Here is a 14,811-nt window from a genome sequence, read left to right on the forward strand (position 1 = left end):
TTGCACCGCAATAGCAGGTCTCAGTCCGGTGACGGTGTGTCAGTCGACTGGCTCCGGTTCGATCCGAGATTCCGTGGTGTCGACGGGTGGATGGGACCGTCGGAGGATCGCTGCACCGCAGAAGCCGATGATCAAGGCGAAGAGGATTGCAGTGCCGACGGTCTGAGGGGTGACGTAGTCGATGGTGATGCCTATTCCGCGTCCGAATAGTCCTCCGTTGGCGCTGACGTGCGCCGGGATGGGAAGTTCCATCAATCGCTGAATGTCTGCCGCTGTCAACTCTGGCGGCGCGGTGAGCTGATCGGTGAGAATGGCGATCGACGAGAAGGTCATTGCGGCAAAGGGAATGGCGAGTCCGAGTGTGGCGTCGACCAGGCTGCCGGGAGCCAGGGCACCGAACAGCAATCCGGCGGCGAGACCCAGCGAGGCGATCTTCAGTGCGATTGACCAGACACCGTGCGCGGAGTCGAAGGGCAGTAGTTCTGACAGCGGTACCGCAACGAGGACGACGATGGGCACTAGGTTTGGCACCTGCTTGTGCAGCCTCAATCCGACGGCAACCGGCAGGGCCGCGAAAAGCACCAGTACCCAAGGGGACTTCAGGTCTCCCCAGTGGCCGGAACCCTTCGCGATGTCGACGAAGAGCGGGGCCGACGCAGCGGCCAGAGCGGTTGCGGCCCAGAGGAACTTGCCACCAGCACCGGAGGTGTCGCCGAGACGGTAGGCGGCGATCCATGTCAACGCGAGCGCAGCGCCTGCCGCCAAAACCATGACGATCCAGGCGGTCGCCTCGGACGCGTACTGCTGGCGATCGATCACGGCGCTGAGCACTCGATGCCCGATCGCCAGCGCGGCGATCACCACGAGCGCGATGCGGATTTCGCCCGCGTCGGGCTTGCGGATCCGGAAGCCGGATTGCGCGGTCACTGCACAGGCGATTGCTGCTGCGGCCGTGGCGCCGATCAACCACCACGACGGCTCACCTACCGAAGACGTACTCATCCGGCCCGTCCCGCCGGAGAACGTGCGAACCGCGAGGAAGGTGGCAAGCACGCCGAGGAGGGTGGCGTTCTTCGTGGCGGTGCGATCCCAACTGACGGCAACCACACAACCCAGAATCGCACCGGCTGCAACACTTTTGACGACGATCAAGGCGATCAGCAGGTCCAGTGACGCAACCTCGGGCACGACTGCCCGAATGATCGCGATGACGGCGACCCCGACGGTGATCGCGATCCAGGCTGCCCGACGGGAGCCGCGACGCTGTGAGAGTGCGCAGGCAAGCACGGCAACCACGGCGCCGAGCCCTACAGCGGTGGGTCCACTGCTGATCCAGCGATCTACTTCCGACGGGGAGGCCACGATGGCCCAGTCACGGAGAACGGGATTGGTCAGGGCCAGCGCCGCGAGTATCCCGGACAGGAGCGCAGCGACGGTGGTGAGGATCGCTCGAAGATCGAGTGGCATCGGGCCAACCTATCGCGGCGCCGCGACATCGGTCGTGGGCGGCGTGAGTGCCGGAAACCAGATGTCGGTGAGAACGTCTGCTGCGACGTCCGCACCCGCGGTGATCGCGCCCTGTTCCGCCCAGCGAATGAAGAAGCGCTCGACTTGTGTCAGCAGGAGTTCGACCCGGAGTTTCGCCTCGTCGTGTCGGCTCTGCGGCCAGCGTGCCAGGTACGACGGCATCGCGTTGGGCAGTGCGGAGATGCCTTCGCGGGCCAGTGTGCGGAACTCGGGTTCGAGGACCATGGCCTCGTCCCACGCCCGCATCATGTGGTGGTGATCGCGGCACCAGTCGAGAGCGCGGTTGATCCAGCCGGCGAATTCTTCGCGCGAACCGGAATCGAGTACGTGGTCGAGATCCTGGAATATGGCGAGGGTGCTGGATACTACGGTGTTCGAGCCGAGCGCCTTGAGGATGTCGATCTTCCCGGGAAAGTGCAGGTAGAAGGTGGCTCGGCTGCAACCGACCCGGCCGGCGATGTCCTCGACGGTGACAGCCGCGTATCCGCGTTCGGTGAAGAGCGCGCCGGCGGCATCCACGAGGTCTGCGCGGGTTCGCTGCTTCTGCTTCTCTCGCAGCGTCAGTCTGCCGGAGGTATCTGTCATTACCAGGATCCTAGTGCCGCGGGGGCTCTCACGGGTCAGTTGCACGAGACTCTCCGTCTTTCACTTGACAGTCCGTTAGTGAAAGCTACTCTGTGGTGTAGCGCACATTCGACCGATCAGAGGACGCCATGACCATCTCGGACACAACACGCACGCCTGACCTGCCGGCCGGATTCGACGTCACCGATCCTGCTGTCCTCGGGGAGCGGATCCCTTTCGAGGAATTCGCCGAACTGCGTCGCAACGCACCCGTGTGGTGGTGTGAGCAGCCGTCGACGGTCGGTGGATTCCAGGACGAGGGCTACTGGGTGGTCTCGCGTCACGCTGACGTCAAAGAGGTCAGCCAGCGCAGCGATGTGTTCTCGAGCTGGGAGAACACCGCGATCGCGCGTTTCGCCGACGACATGCCACGTGAGGCCGTCGAGATGCTCCGGCATCTTCTGCTCAACAAGGATGCACCGGAGCACACCAAGCTCCGCAAGCTGATTTCGAAGCTGTTCACGCCTCGCGCGATCAACGGCATGCGCGACGAATTGGATCGTCGTGCACGGAGCATCGTCGACACCGCTGTGAGCGAAGGCCCGGGCGACTTCGTGAAGCAGGTTGCCAGCGAGCTGCCGCTCCAGGCGATCGCGGATCTGATCGGTGTACCGCAGGACGATCGGGACAAGCTGTTCAAGTGGTCCAACGAGATGATGGGCTACGACGACCCGGAATACCAGGGTGATCCGGCAGTCGCGTCCACCGAGGTCCTCGGATACGCGTACCAAATGGCAGACGCACGTCGTACCTGCCCGGCAGACGACATCGTCACCACTCTGGTCCAGGCCGACATCGACGGCGACTCCTTGAGCCCGGAGGAGTTCGGGTTCTTCGTGCTCATCCTGGCGGTCGCAGGGAACGAGACCACCCGCAACGCCATCACGCACGGAATGATCGCGTTCCTGGACAACCCCGAGCAGTGGGAGCTGTACAAGAAGGAACGTCCCAAGACGACGGCCGACGAGATCGTCCGTTGGGCGACACCCGTCACCGCCTTCCAGCGCACCGCGCTCGAGGACACGGAATTGGCAGGAGTGTCGATCAAGAAGGGGCAGCGCGTGGTGATGCTGTACAGCTCCGCGAACTTCGACGAGGACGTGTTCGAGAACCCGATGACGTTCGACATCACTCGTAACCCCAATCCGCACTTGGGCTTCGGCGGAACGGGCGCGCACTTCTGCATCGGTGCCAACCTCGCTCGTATGGAGATCGACTTGATGTTCAACGCGATCGCCGACAACGTCCCGGACATCACCAAGATCGGTGATCCGCGCCGTCTGCGCTCGGGTTGGATCAACGGCATCAAGGAGTTCCAGGTCGATTACAAGAGCACAGGCTGCCCGGTCGCTCACTAGAGTCGGTAGGTGAGAGGTACACCCCACGATCTCGAGGAGCCACCGCATGACTTCGATCAACGACAAGGCAACTGCTCTACTGGCGTTGCACCAGCCAGGTAATCCGGTCATTCTCCCGACGGTGTGGGACGCGTGGTCGGCGAATCTTGCGGTGGCTGCCGGTTTTGCAGCCCTGACGGTAGGCAGTCATCCGGTTTCCGATTCCATCGGCAAGCCGGACAACGAGGGCATCACCTTCGACGAACTTCTGCACCGGATCAAGCAGATCACCGGTGCGGTCGACGCCCCGATCTCGGTGGACATCGAGGGTGGTTACGGGCTCGAGCCGGCAGTTCTCATCGACGGGTTGATCGATGCCGGCGCTGTCGGACTCAACATCGAGGACACCGTTCACAGTGAAGGCGGACGCTTGCGCGAGGCGCAGGAGCACGCCGACTTCGTGGGTGGGCTTCGTCAGGCCGCCGACGCAGCCGGAGTTCACGTTGTCGTCAACGCGCGCACCGACCTGTTCGTGAAGCAGGTCGGTGACGAGTCCGATCGCGTCGATCGCGCCATCGCACGCCTCAAGCTGGCGGCCGACGCCGGCGCCGACGTTCTCTACCCCGTCGGGCGCCATGACGACGCGACCCAGCGCCGCCTGACGTCCGAGCTCCCACTTCCGATCAATGCGATCGGAATCCCGGATCAGGACGACCCGGCAAGTTTCGGTCCGCTCGGAGTGGCACGTGTGAGCTTCGGTCCGTTCTTCCAGATGGCATTGGCCAACCGTGCGAACGAGATCTTGGGACGCTGGAAGTAAGAATGCAGACACTGATGTCGCCCGGCCCGCTTCTCGACGATGGCGGACATTTGGTCGAGACGGGTTGGGCCCCATCGGAGATTCGCAAGTATCGACGCTCTGCGATCACCGCTCCCAAGTTCCGGATCAAGGAGTGGGACTACTACTGCGTTCTCACTGCGGATTACGGCATCGCGCTGACCGTCGCCGACAACGGGTACATGGGCTTGCTCGGGGTCTCCTGGCTCGATTTCCGAACACCACACGAGATCACCGAAAACGTGATGCTGCCGTTCCCGATGGGAAGGCTCGGTCTGCCCGAAAGCGCCGACGACGGTGATGTGGTGGTGTCGAAAGGTAAAGCTCGCTTCGAGTTTCGCCATGTGGACGGTGGGCGCCACCTGATCGTCGACTACCCGGCTTTCGACGGTGGACGAGGTCTTCATGCCGACTTGTTCCTGGCGAGTCCTGCCGATGACCGGATGGTGATCGCCACACCGTTTCCGAAGGCGTCCCGTTCGTTTTACTACAACCAGAAGATCAACTGCCTGCCCGCTGCCGGGACCGTGCGAATCGGGAGCGACGACTTCACATTTCGCTCGGAAGACTCGTTCGGCGTTCTCGATTGGGGCAGGGGAGTCTGGACTTACGACAACACCTGGTACTGGGGTTCTGCATCCGGACTGGTGAACGGCGAGCGGTTCGGATTCAACATCGGTTACGGCTTCGGCGACACTACGGCGGCCAGCGAGAACATCGTGTTTGTCGGCGGCCGGGCACACAAACTGGACAGGATCGACTTCGGCATCCCGCAGGGAACGTACGACGGCGCTCCGTGGAACTTCTCGAGCAACGATGGTCGCTTCGAGATGACTTTCGAGCCGATCATCGACCGTGCCGCGACTTTCGACGTCGGGGTGCTGCGTTCGATTCAGCATCAGGTGTTCGGAAAGTTCTCCGGCACAGTGATCCTCGACGACGGTACCTCCGTGGTGGTTCGAGATCTCCTCGGATTTGCCGAGGAGGTTCGGAACCGCTGGTAGGCCGTACGTCTCCGCGAAGATGACGGAACGCAGCATGAGCACCGGGGCATGATCGTGCCCCGGTGCTCGCGTCTCGAGTTGTTTCACTTCAGGCGGCTGTTGGTGGGCTGTTCCCGCCGATCGGCCGCTGGAACGGATCGATCGACATCGGTGGATAGAACACCGATTTCCGATCCGGGCCGATCTCCACCCGCCACTCCGTGTGGTGCAGCGTCCGATGGTGATGACCGCACAACAAGATCAGATTGTCGAGATCTGTTGGGCCACCATCGTTCCAGTGAACAATATGATGAGCATCGCACCACCCCGACGGCGTTCCGCATCCCGGAAACGCACACCCACCATCACGAACCGCCAACGCCCGCCTCTGCGGCACCGTCGCTGTTCTCGCTTCCTTACCGCACTCGAGCGGAACACCATTCTCATCCAACAAAATCCGCGTCACGGTGCAGTCGCACGCCAACATCCGCGCGGTATCGATACTGATCGGACCTACCCAATCCGTCCACGCAAACCCGAGTTCATCGGTCGACGGCAGCAAGTCCTTCAACGCTTGCAGATCCGTCATGTCTTTCGCGCTGGCGGTGACCGTGATGTGCGGTTTCACCCCGCCCTCGATCGGGCCCAACCCCGCCCGCTCATACCGGCGCAACAACTCACAAAACCCGTCCGCACGCCGCAGCGCCGGGGTGCGGGTGTCTTTGACGCCGTCCTTCTCCGGTGTCGGAGCCGACAGGCTCGACAACAACGTGATCAACCGGGCCCCGTTCACAGCATCCAGTTCGCCCTTCACAGTTACTCTGCCGTACAGGCCTTTCGACGCGTAGAACTCGTTACGTTCGGAATCCTCGCCGACCGGAACGCCGTCCTCGCGTTTGCCGTACTGCTTCTCGATCCGCCGGATCGCCGCCCGCACCGCATCACAATCGGCGATGTTCTTCGACGCCAGGCCAAGCAGGATCCCGCGGGCCTTGTCCACATCCGCCAGGGTCATGTTCTTCGGTGGATGCTGACAAAACGACGCCACCTGACGGGCTTTCAACGCATCAACGTCACCGCGGTGAAACGCATCGCCCACCACGGGTTCGAGCATCAGCAACCGCGCCAACCCGACCAGCAGACTGCACTCACCGATCTCCAGATTCGTCGACCCGTGCAGCCATTGCGCGATCGCCCGAAAACCCTTCCCGCCGAGAACCTCCCGGGAAAACATCTCCACGATCAGCAGCACCATCCGCGACTGCAACTCGTGTCGGGCGCGCACCAGATCGAGAACCTCGCTCTTGAGGTCCTCGCTATCCAGTTGCCACGCTTCCCGACTGTCCATGCTAAAAGTCTAATCGAACAAAGTTTCGAACACAAGACTTGTATCTCGAAAACTGTTCCTATGCAATAATTTTCGACAATTCCGATTTTTGGGACTTTTCGGATGTTCATTCGATCTGCGGCAGTCACGGCGAAGGAGGTCTGGATGTGTCGCGGTCGGTGATGCTGCTCATGTCATGCAGATTCGGAAGTTGCACATGGAGGAACCAGACATCGATGTTGCGTTGGTGCGGCGATTGCTCTCGAGTCAGATGCCACAGTGGGCCAATCTGCCGTTGCGCTTGGTCGAGTCGATCGGCACCGACAACGTCATGATCCGAGTAGGCGATTCACTCGTAATCCGTATGCCCCGCACCCCAGGTGCGGCAGAGGGAATCACAAAGGAGCAACAGTTGGTGCCGCATCTGGCTCCACACCTGCCGGTCCCCGTGCCCGTTCCGGTAGGTGTGGGTGAGGCGGCCTTCGGATACCCGTGGCAATGGTCGGTGCACCCGTGGGTGCCAGGGCGAAACCCTGTGCCCGGCATGGTCGATGACCACCTGGCCATCCAACTCGCAGACTTCGTGAACAGTCTACGTCGGATCGACACACTCGGATTGCGCCCACAGGGATCGCTGCATTCCTACCGGGCCGATCCGATTGAGCGACGAGATTCAGCGACTCGAGCGAGTATTGCAGCGTGTGGCGACCTGCTGAACGGAGCGCTGACGGAGGCGGCGTGAGAAAAGGCGCGCCACGTCATCGACTACGCAGGCCCAGCGGTGTGGATGCACTCGGATCTGCACCCGGGAAACATCCTGGTGAGCGACCGCAGCCTTTCGGCCGTGATCGATTGGGGTGGACTCGCTCTCGGAGACCCGGCAATCGACTGCCTCATTGCATGGACTCTGCTGACGCCGAGCACTCGGCATACATTCCGGCTTCATGTTGACGTGGACGAGGGAACTTGGACGCGTGGCCGCGCATGGGCTCTGTCAATTGCATTGGTTGCCTTGCCGTACTACCGCGACACGAACGAGCAGATCACGGCCTGGGCGAAACATGCGATTGCTCAGGTCGTTGACGACATCCGCACCGGACCCTGAGACCACTTGCGCCGTCTCCGTTTTCGCAACAATCCTTGGAACTCGAGCAGAGAAGGTTATCGGCCTTTGTCCACGGCGTTCGGCGACCGATCAGCCGATCGCGCTCAGGTCTCCGTACACCGTCCGGCCCTCCAGGACGGTGGCGAGCACCGTGATGTCGGCCAGCTCGGCCGGCTCGACGTCGAGGGGATTTGCCGACAGCACAACCAAATCCGCGTAGGCACCGGGAAAGATGGACCCGATGTGATCTTCGCTGAACAGCTGCCACGCGGCGTTGACCGTGTGGGCGCGCACTGCGGCATCCACGGGGATCCGTTCCTGGGGTGCCACGACGCGGCCGCTGGGCGAAAGTCTGGTGACGGCGTCCTGCATATTCCGTAGCGGATTGGCGGGGGTGACGGGACCGTCGTTGTGGAAGGTGAACCGTTGCCCGGCGGCGAGTGCAGATCCTGCTGCGGCCCAGACGGATCCGTATTCGGGGCCGAACAGGTCATCCACCAGAACGTCACCCCAGTAGTGCAAGTGGTCGATGAAGATGCTGACCGTGACGCCCAGTTCCGCTGCGCGGGCGAACTGATCCGGACGCATCGCGCCGACATGTTCGAGGCGCAACCGGTGATCGGGCCGGGGGTGCTCCTTCAGAAGCTGCTCCCACGCGTCGAGAACCATGGTGATCGCGTCGTCGCCGTGGGCGTGGCACGCCATCTGCCACCCCTTGGCGAAGTAAGCGGAACTGATGTCGTGGATCTGTTCGCCGGTGTAGTTGGCATGCCCGTGCGTGCAGGCGATCCCGAGCGCACGGGTGGCTTCGGTATCGAGATACGGGAAACTGGTGGCGATGTTGCCGACCCACGGCGAACCGTCGGACCAGACCTTGATGCCGATCTGGCGCACCAGGTCGTTTCCGTCGCCCGGCGACGCCTCGGTAGTGCGTGCGTCGTTGGACATTTCGTAGAGCCGCAGGCGGGTGGTGAGCAGTCCGGCGTCGGCTATTGCGGCCAGGGCGGGCCGCATCTTGGGGTCGAACGACAATTCGGCGATGGTGGTGATTCCGGCGGCGTTCAGTCGGGCGCATTCGGCCGCCACCAGTGCGGGGAAGTCGTCACTGATAGTGACTGCGTGGCCCGCGACTGCGAACACCGCAGGCATTTCGTACGCGGCTCCGTCGAGTGCGCCCGTCGCGTCGTGGCCGTACGATCCGCCGATCGGATCGGGGGTATCGCGGGTGATGCCGGCCTGCACTGCTGCCGCCGTGTTGAAATACGCGACGTGTCCCGAGTTGTGCATGATCACGAGGGGGTACTCCGGCGCTACGGAGTCCAGCCAGTCGATGGTCGGGTCGGGTAGGCCCTTCTGCAGCAACGGGTCCCAACCGTTCAGAGAAGCGCCGGCAGCACCTCGCGAACGAACAGTGTCGACGACGGCAGCAACTACGGCGTCCGCCTCGGCGATCGTGACAGGCCGGATGTCGACGACGTCAGGCCCGAGCACGATGGCTTCTTCCAAAGGGTGACCGTGTGGCTCGATGAACCCCGGCAGAACAGTGGCACCTCCGACGTCGACGACGCGGGTATCCGGCCCCACCAGTTCCTCGACGTCCGTGCGCGCGCCGACGGCTGTGATCCGGCCGCCCGTCACGGCGAGCGCCTGGGCGCGTGGTGCTTCCTCGTGCATGGTCACGATGTCGCCGTACAGAACCAGATCAGCAGCCATGGTCAGTCCTTATCGGTTGTCCGCGTACGCCTGTAGGTGTGCCACCTGCTCGGGATCGAGTGAGGGACGTACCTTCTCACGGGCGGTTGCCACGTCCGCGGCCGTCACGTCGGCCGCGTCCATGCTCCGACGCATGGCGGCGAGTGCAGCCTCACGCAGGAGAGCCGAGCAGTCTGCTGCCGAGTATCCCTCGAGATCGACGGCCAGAATGTCCAAATCGACATCTTCGGCGAGCGGTACCGACTTGCCGGAAGCACGCAGAATCGCTTTGCGGGCCTCCGCATCCGGCGGCGGTACGAATACGAGACGTTCGAGTCTGCCGGGGCGCAGAAGAGCCGGGTCGATCAGATCCGGTCGGTTGGTGGCGCCCAACACCACGACGTCGCGTAGCGGTTCGACGCCGTCGAGTTCGGTCAGCAACGCGGCTACGACGCGATCCGACACCCCGGAGTCGGAACTTTGACCACGACGCGGGGCAAGGGCGTCGATTTCGTCGAGGAAGATCAACGAGGGCGCCGAATCGCGTGCGCGCTGGAACAACTCTCTTACGGCCTTTTCGGAGGCGCCGACCCACTTGTCCATCAGCTCTGCGCCTTTCACGGCATGAACGCTGAGGTGCCCCGAGCTGGCAAGGGCACGAACGAGATACGTCTTGCCGCAGCCAGGAGGGCCGTAGAGGAGCACGCCGCGGGGTGGGTCGACACCGAGGCGCGCGAAGGAGTCGGGGTGCTGCAGCGGCCACAACACCGCCTCGGTGAGCGCCTGTTTGGTTTCGACCATGTCGCCGACGTCGTCGAGGGTGACGCTGCCGATCGACAGTTCTTCGGTACTCGAACGAGACAGTGGCCGAATCACTTCGAGGGCACCGACAAGATCTTCCTGCGTGATCTCCGGAGAATCACCGGATTTGGAGGCCCGCGTCGCCGCTCGCAAGGCAGCTTCACGGCAGAGCGCCGCGAGGTCGGCGACCACGAATCCCGGTGCGCGCGAGGCGATGGCGTCGAGTTCGAGGGTTCCGGTGGGCACGCGGCGGAGCAGGAGTTCGAGCAATGCCTTGCGGGTTGCGCCGTCGGGCAGGGTAAGTGCGAGTTCTCGATCGCAGAGATCCTGTCCGCGAAGGCGCGCGTCGACGGTCTCCGGATGGGCGGAGGTCGCGACGAATGCCACGCCCGGGGTTGCGACGGCGCTGCGCAGTTGTTCGAGGATCAGTGCGGATACCGGTTCCGCGGTGGCCGGAAGCAGAGCGTCGATGTCACTGATCAGCAGTACGCCACCGCCGCGCACGGCAGCAACGGCGTCGACGATTCGCTGCAGGCGGGTATTCGCCTCGGTGGCACCGACTCCCGGGCCGTCGAGTTCGACAAGTTTGCGCGAGGACAGGACCGAGCGGGCCAACGTGGCTTTGCCCACGCCGGCGGGGCCCGTGATGAGGACGCCGAGGTGCGGGGAGGCGCCGAGCGTACGGAGCAGTTCTGGTTCGTCGAGTGCCAGGCCGAGCCACTCGGTCAGCTTGGCTGCCTGCGCTTGCGCGCCGACGAGGTGATCCAGCGGAACCGACGGTGCAGGCTCGATCGCGACGGCGGCCGGACTGGAAACAAGCGCACTCGGTGTCAGTGTGCCCGCCGAGCCGGAACCCCAGTTGACTGCCGAATTCGGCTGGACGCTGACCGGACCACCGGCAGGTTCGACGGCCGTGACGGTGAGCAGTTCGGATGTCCACGCGACGCCGAAGGTACGGGAAAGCGCTTGGGTGGCTTCGGAAGTGCTCGTACCCGGACCGAGATCGCGGCGGAGGAGCGAGACCGTGTCGCCGACGCTGACGACCTTGCCCAGAAGGGCTTGTCGCAGAACCGTCGAGCTGATCGAATTTGTCGCCATGGACGAGCCGGTGACGGAGACGGATCGCGCTCCGTACACCGTCACCGGACCGACCACGACGGATGAGTTCTCGGTCAGGCCGACGTTCGACATGGTGACGTCGTCGAGAAGGATCGTGCCTGCCGGGGTTCCGGTGGGCGCACGGCCCGCGACGGTCGCGGTGCCGCGGGCTCCCATGAGTGCGATGGCATCCCATTCGCGGATGCCCAACGCCGCCAACGCTTCGGGGTGCAAGCGCACTACCCCGCGGCGTAGGTCGGCGGCAGAGGTGTTGAGTCGAACGGTGAGGGCGAGTTCCGGCGAAGTCACCTCTCGAGAGTACGTCGTGGACTAGCGGGGTCGCCGCAATCCGAGACGAGCGGCCGAGCGGCGACCACCGACGTTGGGTTGGCGTCGGATCGCGCGGCGTTCGGAAGGCTTGATGTCCCAGGTTTCGGGACGTGCTGCCACCCACCGCTTCGAGTGCACGGCAAACGGGATGTGCACCAGGTAGATCGCGATGAGAACGATCAGCAGGATGTACGGGTAGGTGATGAGTGCGGCCGCAGCCAACGTCACCAGGACGAGCAGGCCGGCCGCCATGTGCGGCGGCACGGATACCGACTTCATCGCCAGCGTCGGGATGCGGCTGACGATCAGTGCAGCCGAGAAGAGCGTCCACACGATGACGACGAAGTGCGAAGACCACCAGCCGTCACCCCACTGAGCCGTCGCGGCCAGGGGAGTAAGGGCGATGAGTGCGCCGGCCGGAGCCGGAACGCCGACGAAGTACTCACGTGCGTACGCGGGGACGTCGTCGTCGTCGAGCAGAGTGTTGAAACGTGCGAGTCGCAACACGATGCTGACCGCGTAGATCAACGCGATGATCCAGCCGATGCTGGTGCCGTCCAGCAAGGTCACGTACAGGACCAGGGCCGGGGCGACGCCGAAGGAGATGGAGTCGGCCAGTGAGTCGAGTTCGGCGCCGATCTTGCTGGTGGCGTCGAGCAGTCGCGCGATGCGGCCGTCGAGTGAATCGAGGACGGCAGCTGCGCCGATCATCGCGAGCGAGGTACCGGGTTGTCCGTCGAGAGCGAATTTGACGGCGGACAGCCCGGCGCACAGCGCCAGGATGGTGATGACGGACGGCAGCAACCGCACCGCCTGGGTGCGTTTGGGCATCTTCGCGCCGGGTTGGGCTGCTCCCGGCTTCTTCACGGCTGACTTCATCTTCGGCGTCTTCACGGCAGTTGCGCGATAACTGTTTCAGCACCGATCGTGCGTTGTCCCGGCTCGACCAGGAGTGTGGTTCCGGCGGGGAAATAGGTGTCGACGCGTGAGCCGAAACGGATCAGTCCGTACGTGTCGCCGATCGGCAGGACGTCACCGACACCGGCGTAGCAGACGATGCGGCGTGCAAGCAGTCCCGCGATCTGGACAACCGCAACGTCGTGACCATCGGCGGTTTCGATCAGCATGCTGTTGCGCTCGTTGACCTCGCTGGCGTCGGCGAGATCTGCGGAGAGGAACTTGCCTGCCTGGTGAACGACCTCTTTGACCGTTCCACCGACAGGGCTGCGCTGGACATGCACGTCGAGAACCGACAGGAAGATGCTGACGCGCGGGCGCGGCTCGCTTCCGAGATTGAGCTCGGCGGGCGGAACGGCGTTGTCGACCAACGCCACCTCGCCGTCGGCGGGTGCGACGACGACGCCGATGCGGTTGGGCGGCACCCGGTGCGGGTGACGGAAGAACGTGGCGCATGCGGCGGCGGTGGTCAGACCGGCTCGGCGCACCCACTTACGGTTGCGGCCCAGAGCTGCAACTCCCAGCGGGGCCAGCACGAACGGCAGGCCGGCGGGATGAAGTGGCGGAATCGCATGGCGAACCAGATCGACGATATGTCCGATCCCGGTGGGTTGCGGGGTTCCGGGGGGTGTGGGTCGGCGTGCCACAGGCTCCTCTAACTACTCGGTAGGTCTTCTGCTGGTCGCACTGACAGTACGGGGCGGTAGAGCATCCATAGATTACGTGAACGCCTTCTCTCCTACAGGCTGTAGTGGCATCAAGTACGAGTAGTACCCGACACAGTCGCCGGTGCGTATCGCCAGCGGGAGCGTCGCACCGCTTACTCGGATCACCAGTTGCCGCCCCGGTTGGGCTGCGGCGGCGTCGCGCAGTCGCTGCCGGTCGACCAGTACTCGGAACTTCTCACGGGGATCTGTTCCGCCCGGATCCACCCGGGCACCACCGTCTTCGCCGACGCTGACGACGGCACTGTCCTCGGTGCCGTTGAGCAGGGCAGCAAGGTGGTCGCCGCTCAGTTCGACGGCGTTGTGGTGCTCGCGCAGGATTCGGTGATCAGGGAACTCTCCGTCCTCGATCAGGGGACTGGACACCTCACCTCCCGGATACGACGCAGTCACCGTGCGCGCGGAGAAAGTCAACGTCACGACGCCGGCGACGTCGCGTAACAATCGCGCGAAGGTGACGGGAACGACAGCGGACACCGTCAGAGCGGAGTGAACTTTCACCTCGGCGACCGCGAGCCGGAACTGATCAGTGGTGACAAACGCAGCGACGCCGTCGTGAATGTCGAGGTGGACGCCGCGAAGTATCGGGAACTCCGATTCCTCGTTCACTGCGAACAGCACGGCGTCGAGTGCGCGTCGTAGATCCCACGAGTCGATGTCCACGCCGCCGGAGGCAGGTAGCGAATCGATCAGCCGGTGAATTCGCCCCAGTTCGGCGCGGGCGTCGGCGAGACCGTCCTCGAGGTTGCGCAGATGGGCGTCGAGGCACGAATGGGGTTCCGGTCCGGTCAGGACGGCCATCATGTCGCGGATCGGAACACCGACGCGCCGCATACCGGCGATCACGCGTGCGTCGCGGAGTTGGTCGTCGGTGTACCAGCGGTAACCGGTGTGCGGATCGACGGAATGCGGGACGAGCACGCCTTCCTTGTCGTAGAACCGCAGCGCGCTGATCGGGAGCGCCGACGCCCTGGACATCTCGCCGATCGTCAAGAGGGCGGAACTAGTGGTCACGGATCAATTCTGCCCGCAGTCGCTCGATAGCGCCCCTGATCATCCGGCCGTAACCGTCGTCGGCGAGTGTGCCGACCGACGCCTCGGCCTTCGTCAGATGCTCGACGGCCTCGGCGTCGCGTCCGAGTTTGCGGTAGTCGGCAGCCAGGTTGAGGTGCAGCGATGGATAGAAACCGGCGACCTGCAGCGATGCGTGGTGTTCCTGGGCTCGCGCGTCGGTCAACGAATCTGCAGCGTCGAGGGCGCGCAGGTCCCAGCAGAGCTCTTGAGCCGGATCGTCTTGAACGTCGGCCATGTAGTGCGCGAGGGAGACGATGTGGAGCGCATCGGGGGCGGCGCTGATCTCTTCCCACACCTTCTCGAACGCAGAGCGAGCCCCGGCTCGATCGCCGGAGCTCGCCAATTCTTGTGCCTGCGCTATCTGTGTCATCACGGGATCCATGGAACGGATCC

12 protein-coding genes and 1 pseudogene are annotated in these 14,811 nt (G+C 63.8%); 4 read left to right on the forward strand and 9 right to left on the reverse strand.

The features are described 5' to 3' along the window. Positions 1-39: 39 nt before the first annotated feature. Together ACVZUB_RS07520 and ACVZUB_RS07525 are read right to left on the reverse strand one after the other, a co-directional pair. A complete protein-coding gene (locus ACVZUB_RS07520; protein WP_482628271.1) occupies positions 40-1,467 on the reverse strand; it encodes a hypothetical protein in 1,428 nt (475 codons plus the stop codon). Positions 1,468-1,476: 9 nt separating this feature from the next. Further along, the gene (locus ACVZUB_RS07525; RefSeq protein ID WP_042926208.1) at positions 1,477-2,112 is read right to left on the reverse strand and encodes a TetR/AcrR family transcriptional regulator; all 636 of its coding nucleotides are present in this window, start codon (positions 2,110-2,112) and stop codon (positions 1,477-1,479) included. Positions 2,113-2,240: 128 nt separating this feature from the next. On the opposite strand from ACVZUB_RS07525, the gene ACVZUB_RS07530 reads away from it, so the two are divergent. The 3 genes from ACVZUB_RS07530 to ACVZUB_RS07540 are packed head-to-tail and all read left to right on the forward strand — an operon-like array spanning position 2,241 to position 5,330. Beyond that, the gene (locus ACVZUB_RS07530; RefSeq protein ID WP_063314802.1) at positions 2,241-3,509 is read left to right on the forward strand and encodes a cytochrome P450; all 1,269 of its coding nucleotides are present in this window, start codon (positions 2,241-2,243) and stop codon (positions 3,507-3,509) included. Positions 3,510-3,555: 46 nt separating this feature from the next. Next, the gene (locus ACVZUB_RS07535; RefSeq protein ID WP_007730096.1) at positions 3,556-4,308 is read left to right on the forward strand and encodes an isocitrate lyase/PEP mutase family protein; all 753 of its coding nucleotides are present in this window, start codon (positions 3,556-3,558) and stop codon (positions 4,306-4,308) included. A gap of 2 nt (positions 4,309-4,310) precedes the next feature. Beyond that, the gene (locus ACVZUB_RS07540) at positions 4,311-5,330 is read left to right on the forward strand and encodes a DUF2804 domain-containing protein (protein ID WP_003945035.1); all 1,020 of its coding nucleotides are present in this window, start codon (positions 4,311-4,313) and stop codon (positions 5,328-5,330) included. Positions 5,331-5,418: 88 nt separating this feature from the next. Here the strand turns inward: ACVZUB_RS07540 and ACVZUB_RS07545 are convergent, their stop codons facing one another. After that, complete coding sequence (locus tag ACVZUB_RS07545; protein WP_047268845.1) at positions 5,419-6,657, reverse strand: HNH endonuclease signature motif containing protein; 1,239 nt, start codon at positions 6,655-6,657, stop codon at positions 5,419-5,421. 250 nt (positions 6,658-6,907) lie between these two features. On the opposite strand from ACVZUB_RS07545, the pseudogene ACVZUB_RS07550 reads away from it, so the two are divergent. Then, positions 6,908-7,741, forward strand: a pseudogene (locus ACVZUB_RS07550) (aminoglycoside phosphotransferase family protein). A gap of 90 nt (positions 7,742-7,831) precedes the next feature. Here ACVZUB_RS07550 and ACVZUB_RS07555 read toward each other — a convergent pair. The 6 genes from ACVZUB_RS07555 to ACVZUB_RS07580 all read right to left on the reverse strand — a co-directional run bounded on the left by ACVZUB_RS07555 (position 7,832) and on the right by ACVZUB_RS07580 (position 14,800). Continuing rightward, positions 7,832-9,454 (reverse strand): amidohydrolase, encoded by a 1,623-nt coding sequence (locus ACVZUB_RS07555; protein ID WP_083058907.1) that lies wholly within the window; start codon positions 9,452-9,454, stop codon positions 7,832-7,834. Between the two features lie 9 nt (positions 9,455-9,463). Then, positions 9,464-11,641, reverse strand: coding sequence for an AAA family ATPase (locus tag ACVZUB_RS07560; RefSeq protein ID WP_482628272.1), 2,178 nt, complete (start codon positions 11,639-11,641; stop codon positions 9,464-9,466). A gap of 21 nt (positions 11,642-11,662) precedes the next feature. After that, the gene (locus ACVZUB_RS07565; protein WP_029254795.1) at positions 11,663-12,493 is read right to left on the reverse strand and encodes a CDP-alcohol phosphatidyltransferase family protein; all 831 of its coding nucleotides are present in this window, start codon (positions 12,491-12,493) and stop codon (positions 11,663-11,665) included. Positions 12,494-12,552: 59 nt separating this feature from the next. Next, the gene (locus tag ACVZUB_RS07570) at positions 12,553-13,266 is read right to left on the reverse strand and encodes a phosphatidylserine decarboxylase (RefSeq protein WP_003941540.1); all 714 of its coding nucleotides are present in this window, start codon (positions 13,264-13,266) and stop codon (positions 12,553-12,555) included. A 72-nt stretch (positions 13,267-13,338) separates the two neighbouring features. Further along, positions 13,339-14,358 carry a DNA polymerase III subunit beta family protein gene (locus ACVZUB_RS07575; protein WP_063314800.1) on the reverse strand — a complete coding sequence of 340 codons (1,020 nt, stop codon included), beginning with the start codon at positions 14,356-14,358 and terminating at the stop codon, positions 13,339-13,341. After that, the gene (locus tag ACVZUB_RS07580; protein WP_007733713.1) at positions 14,348-14,800 is read right to left on the reverse strand and encodes a hypothetical protein; all 453 of its coding nucleotides are present in this window, start codon (positions 14,798-14,800) and stop codon (positions 14,348-14,350) included. The genes ACVZUB_RS07575 and ACVZUB_RS07580 overlap by 11 nt, the downstream gene beginning before the upstream one ends. Between the last annotated feature and the right edge of the window lie 11 nt (positions 14,801-14,811).

Source organism: Rhodococcus sp. OS5 (genome assembly GCF_056837585.1).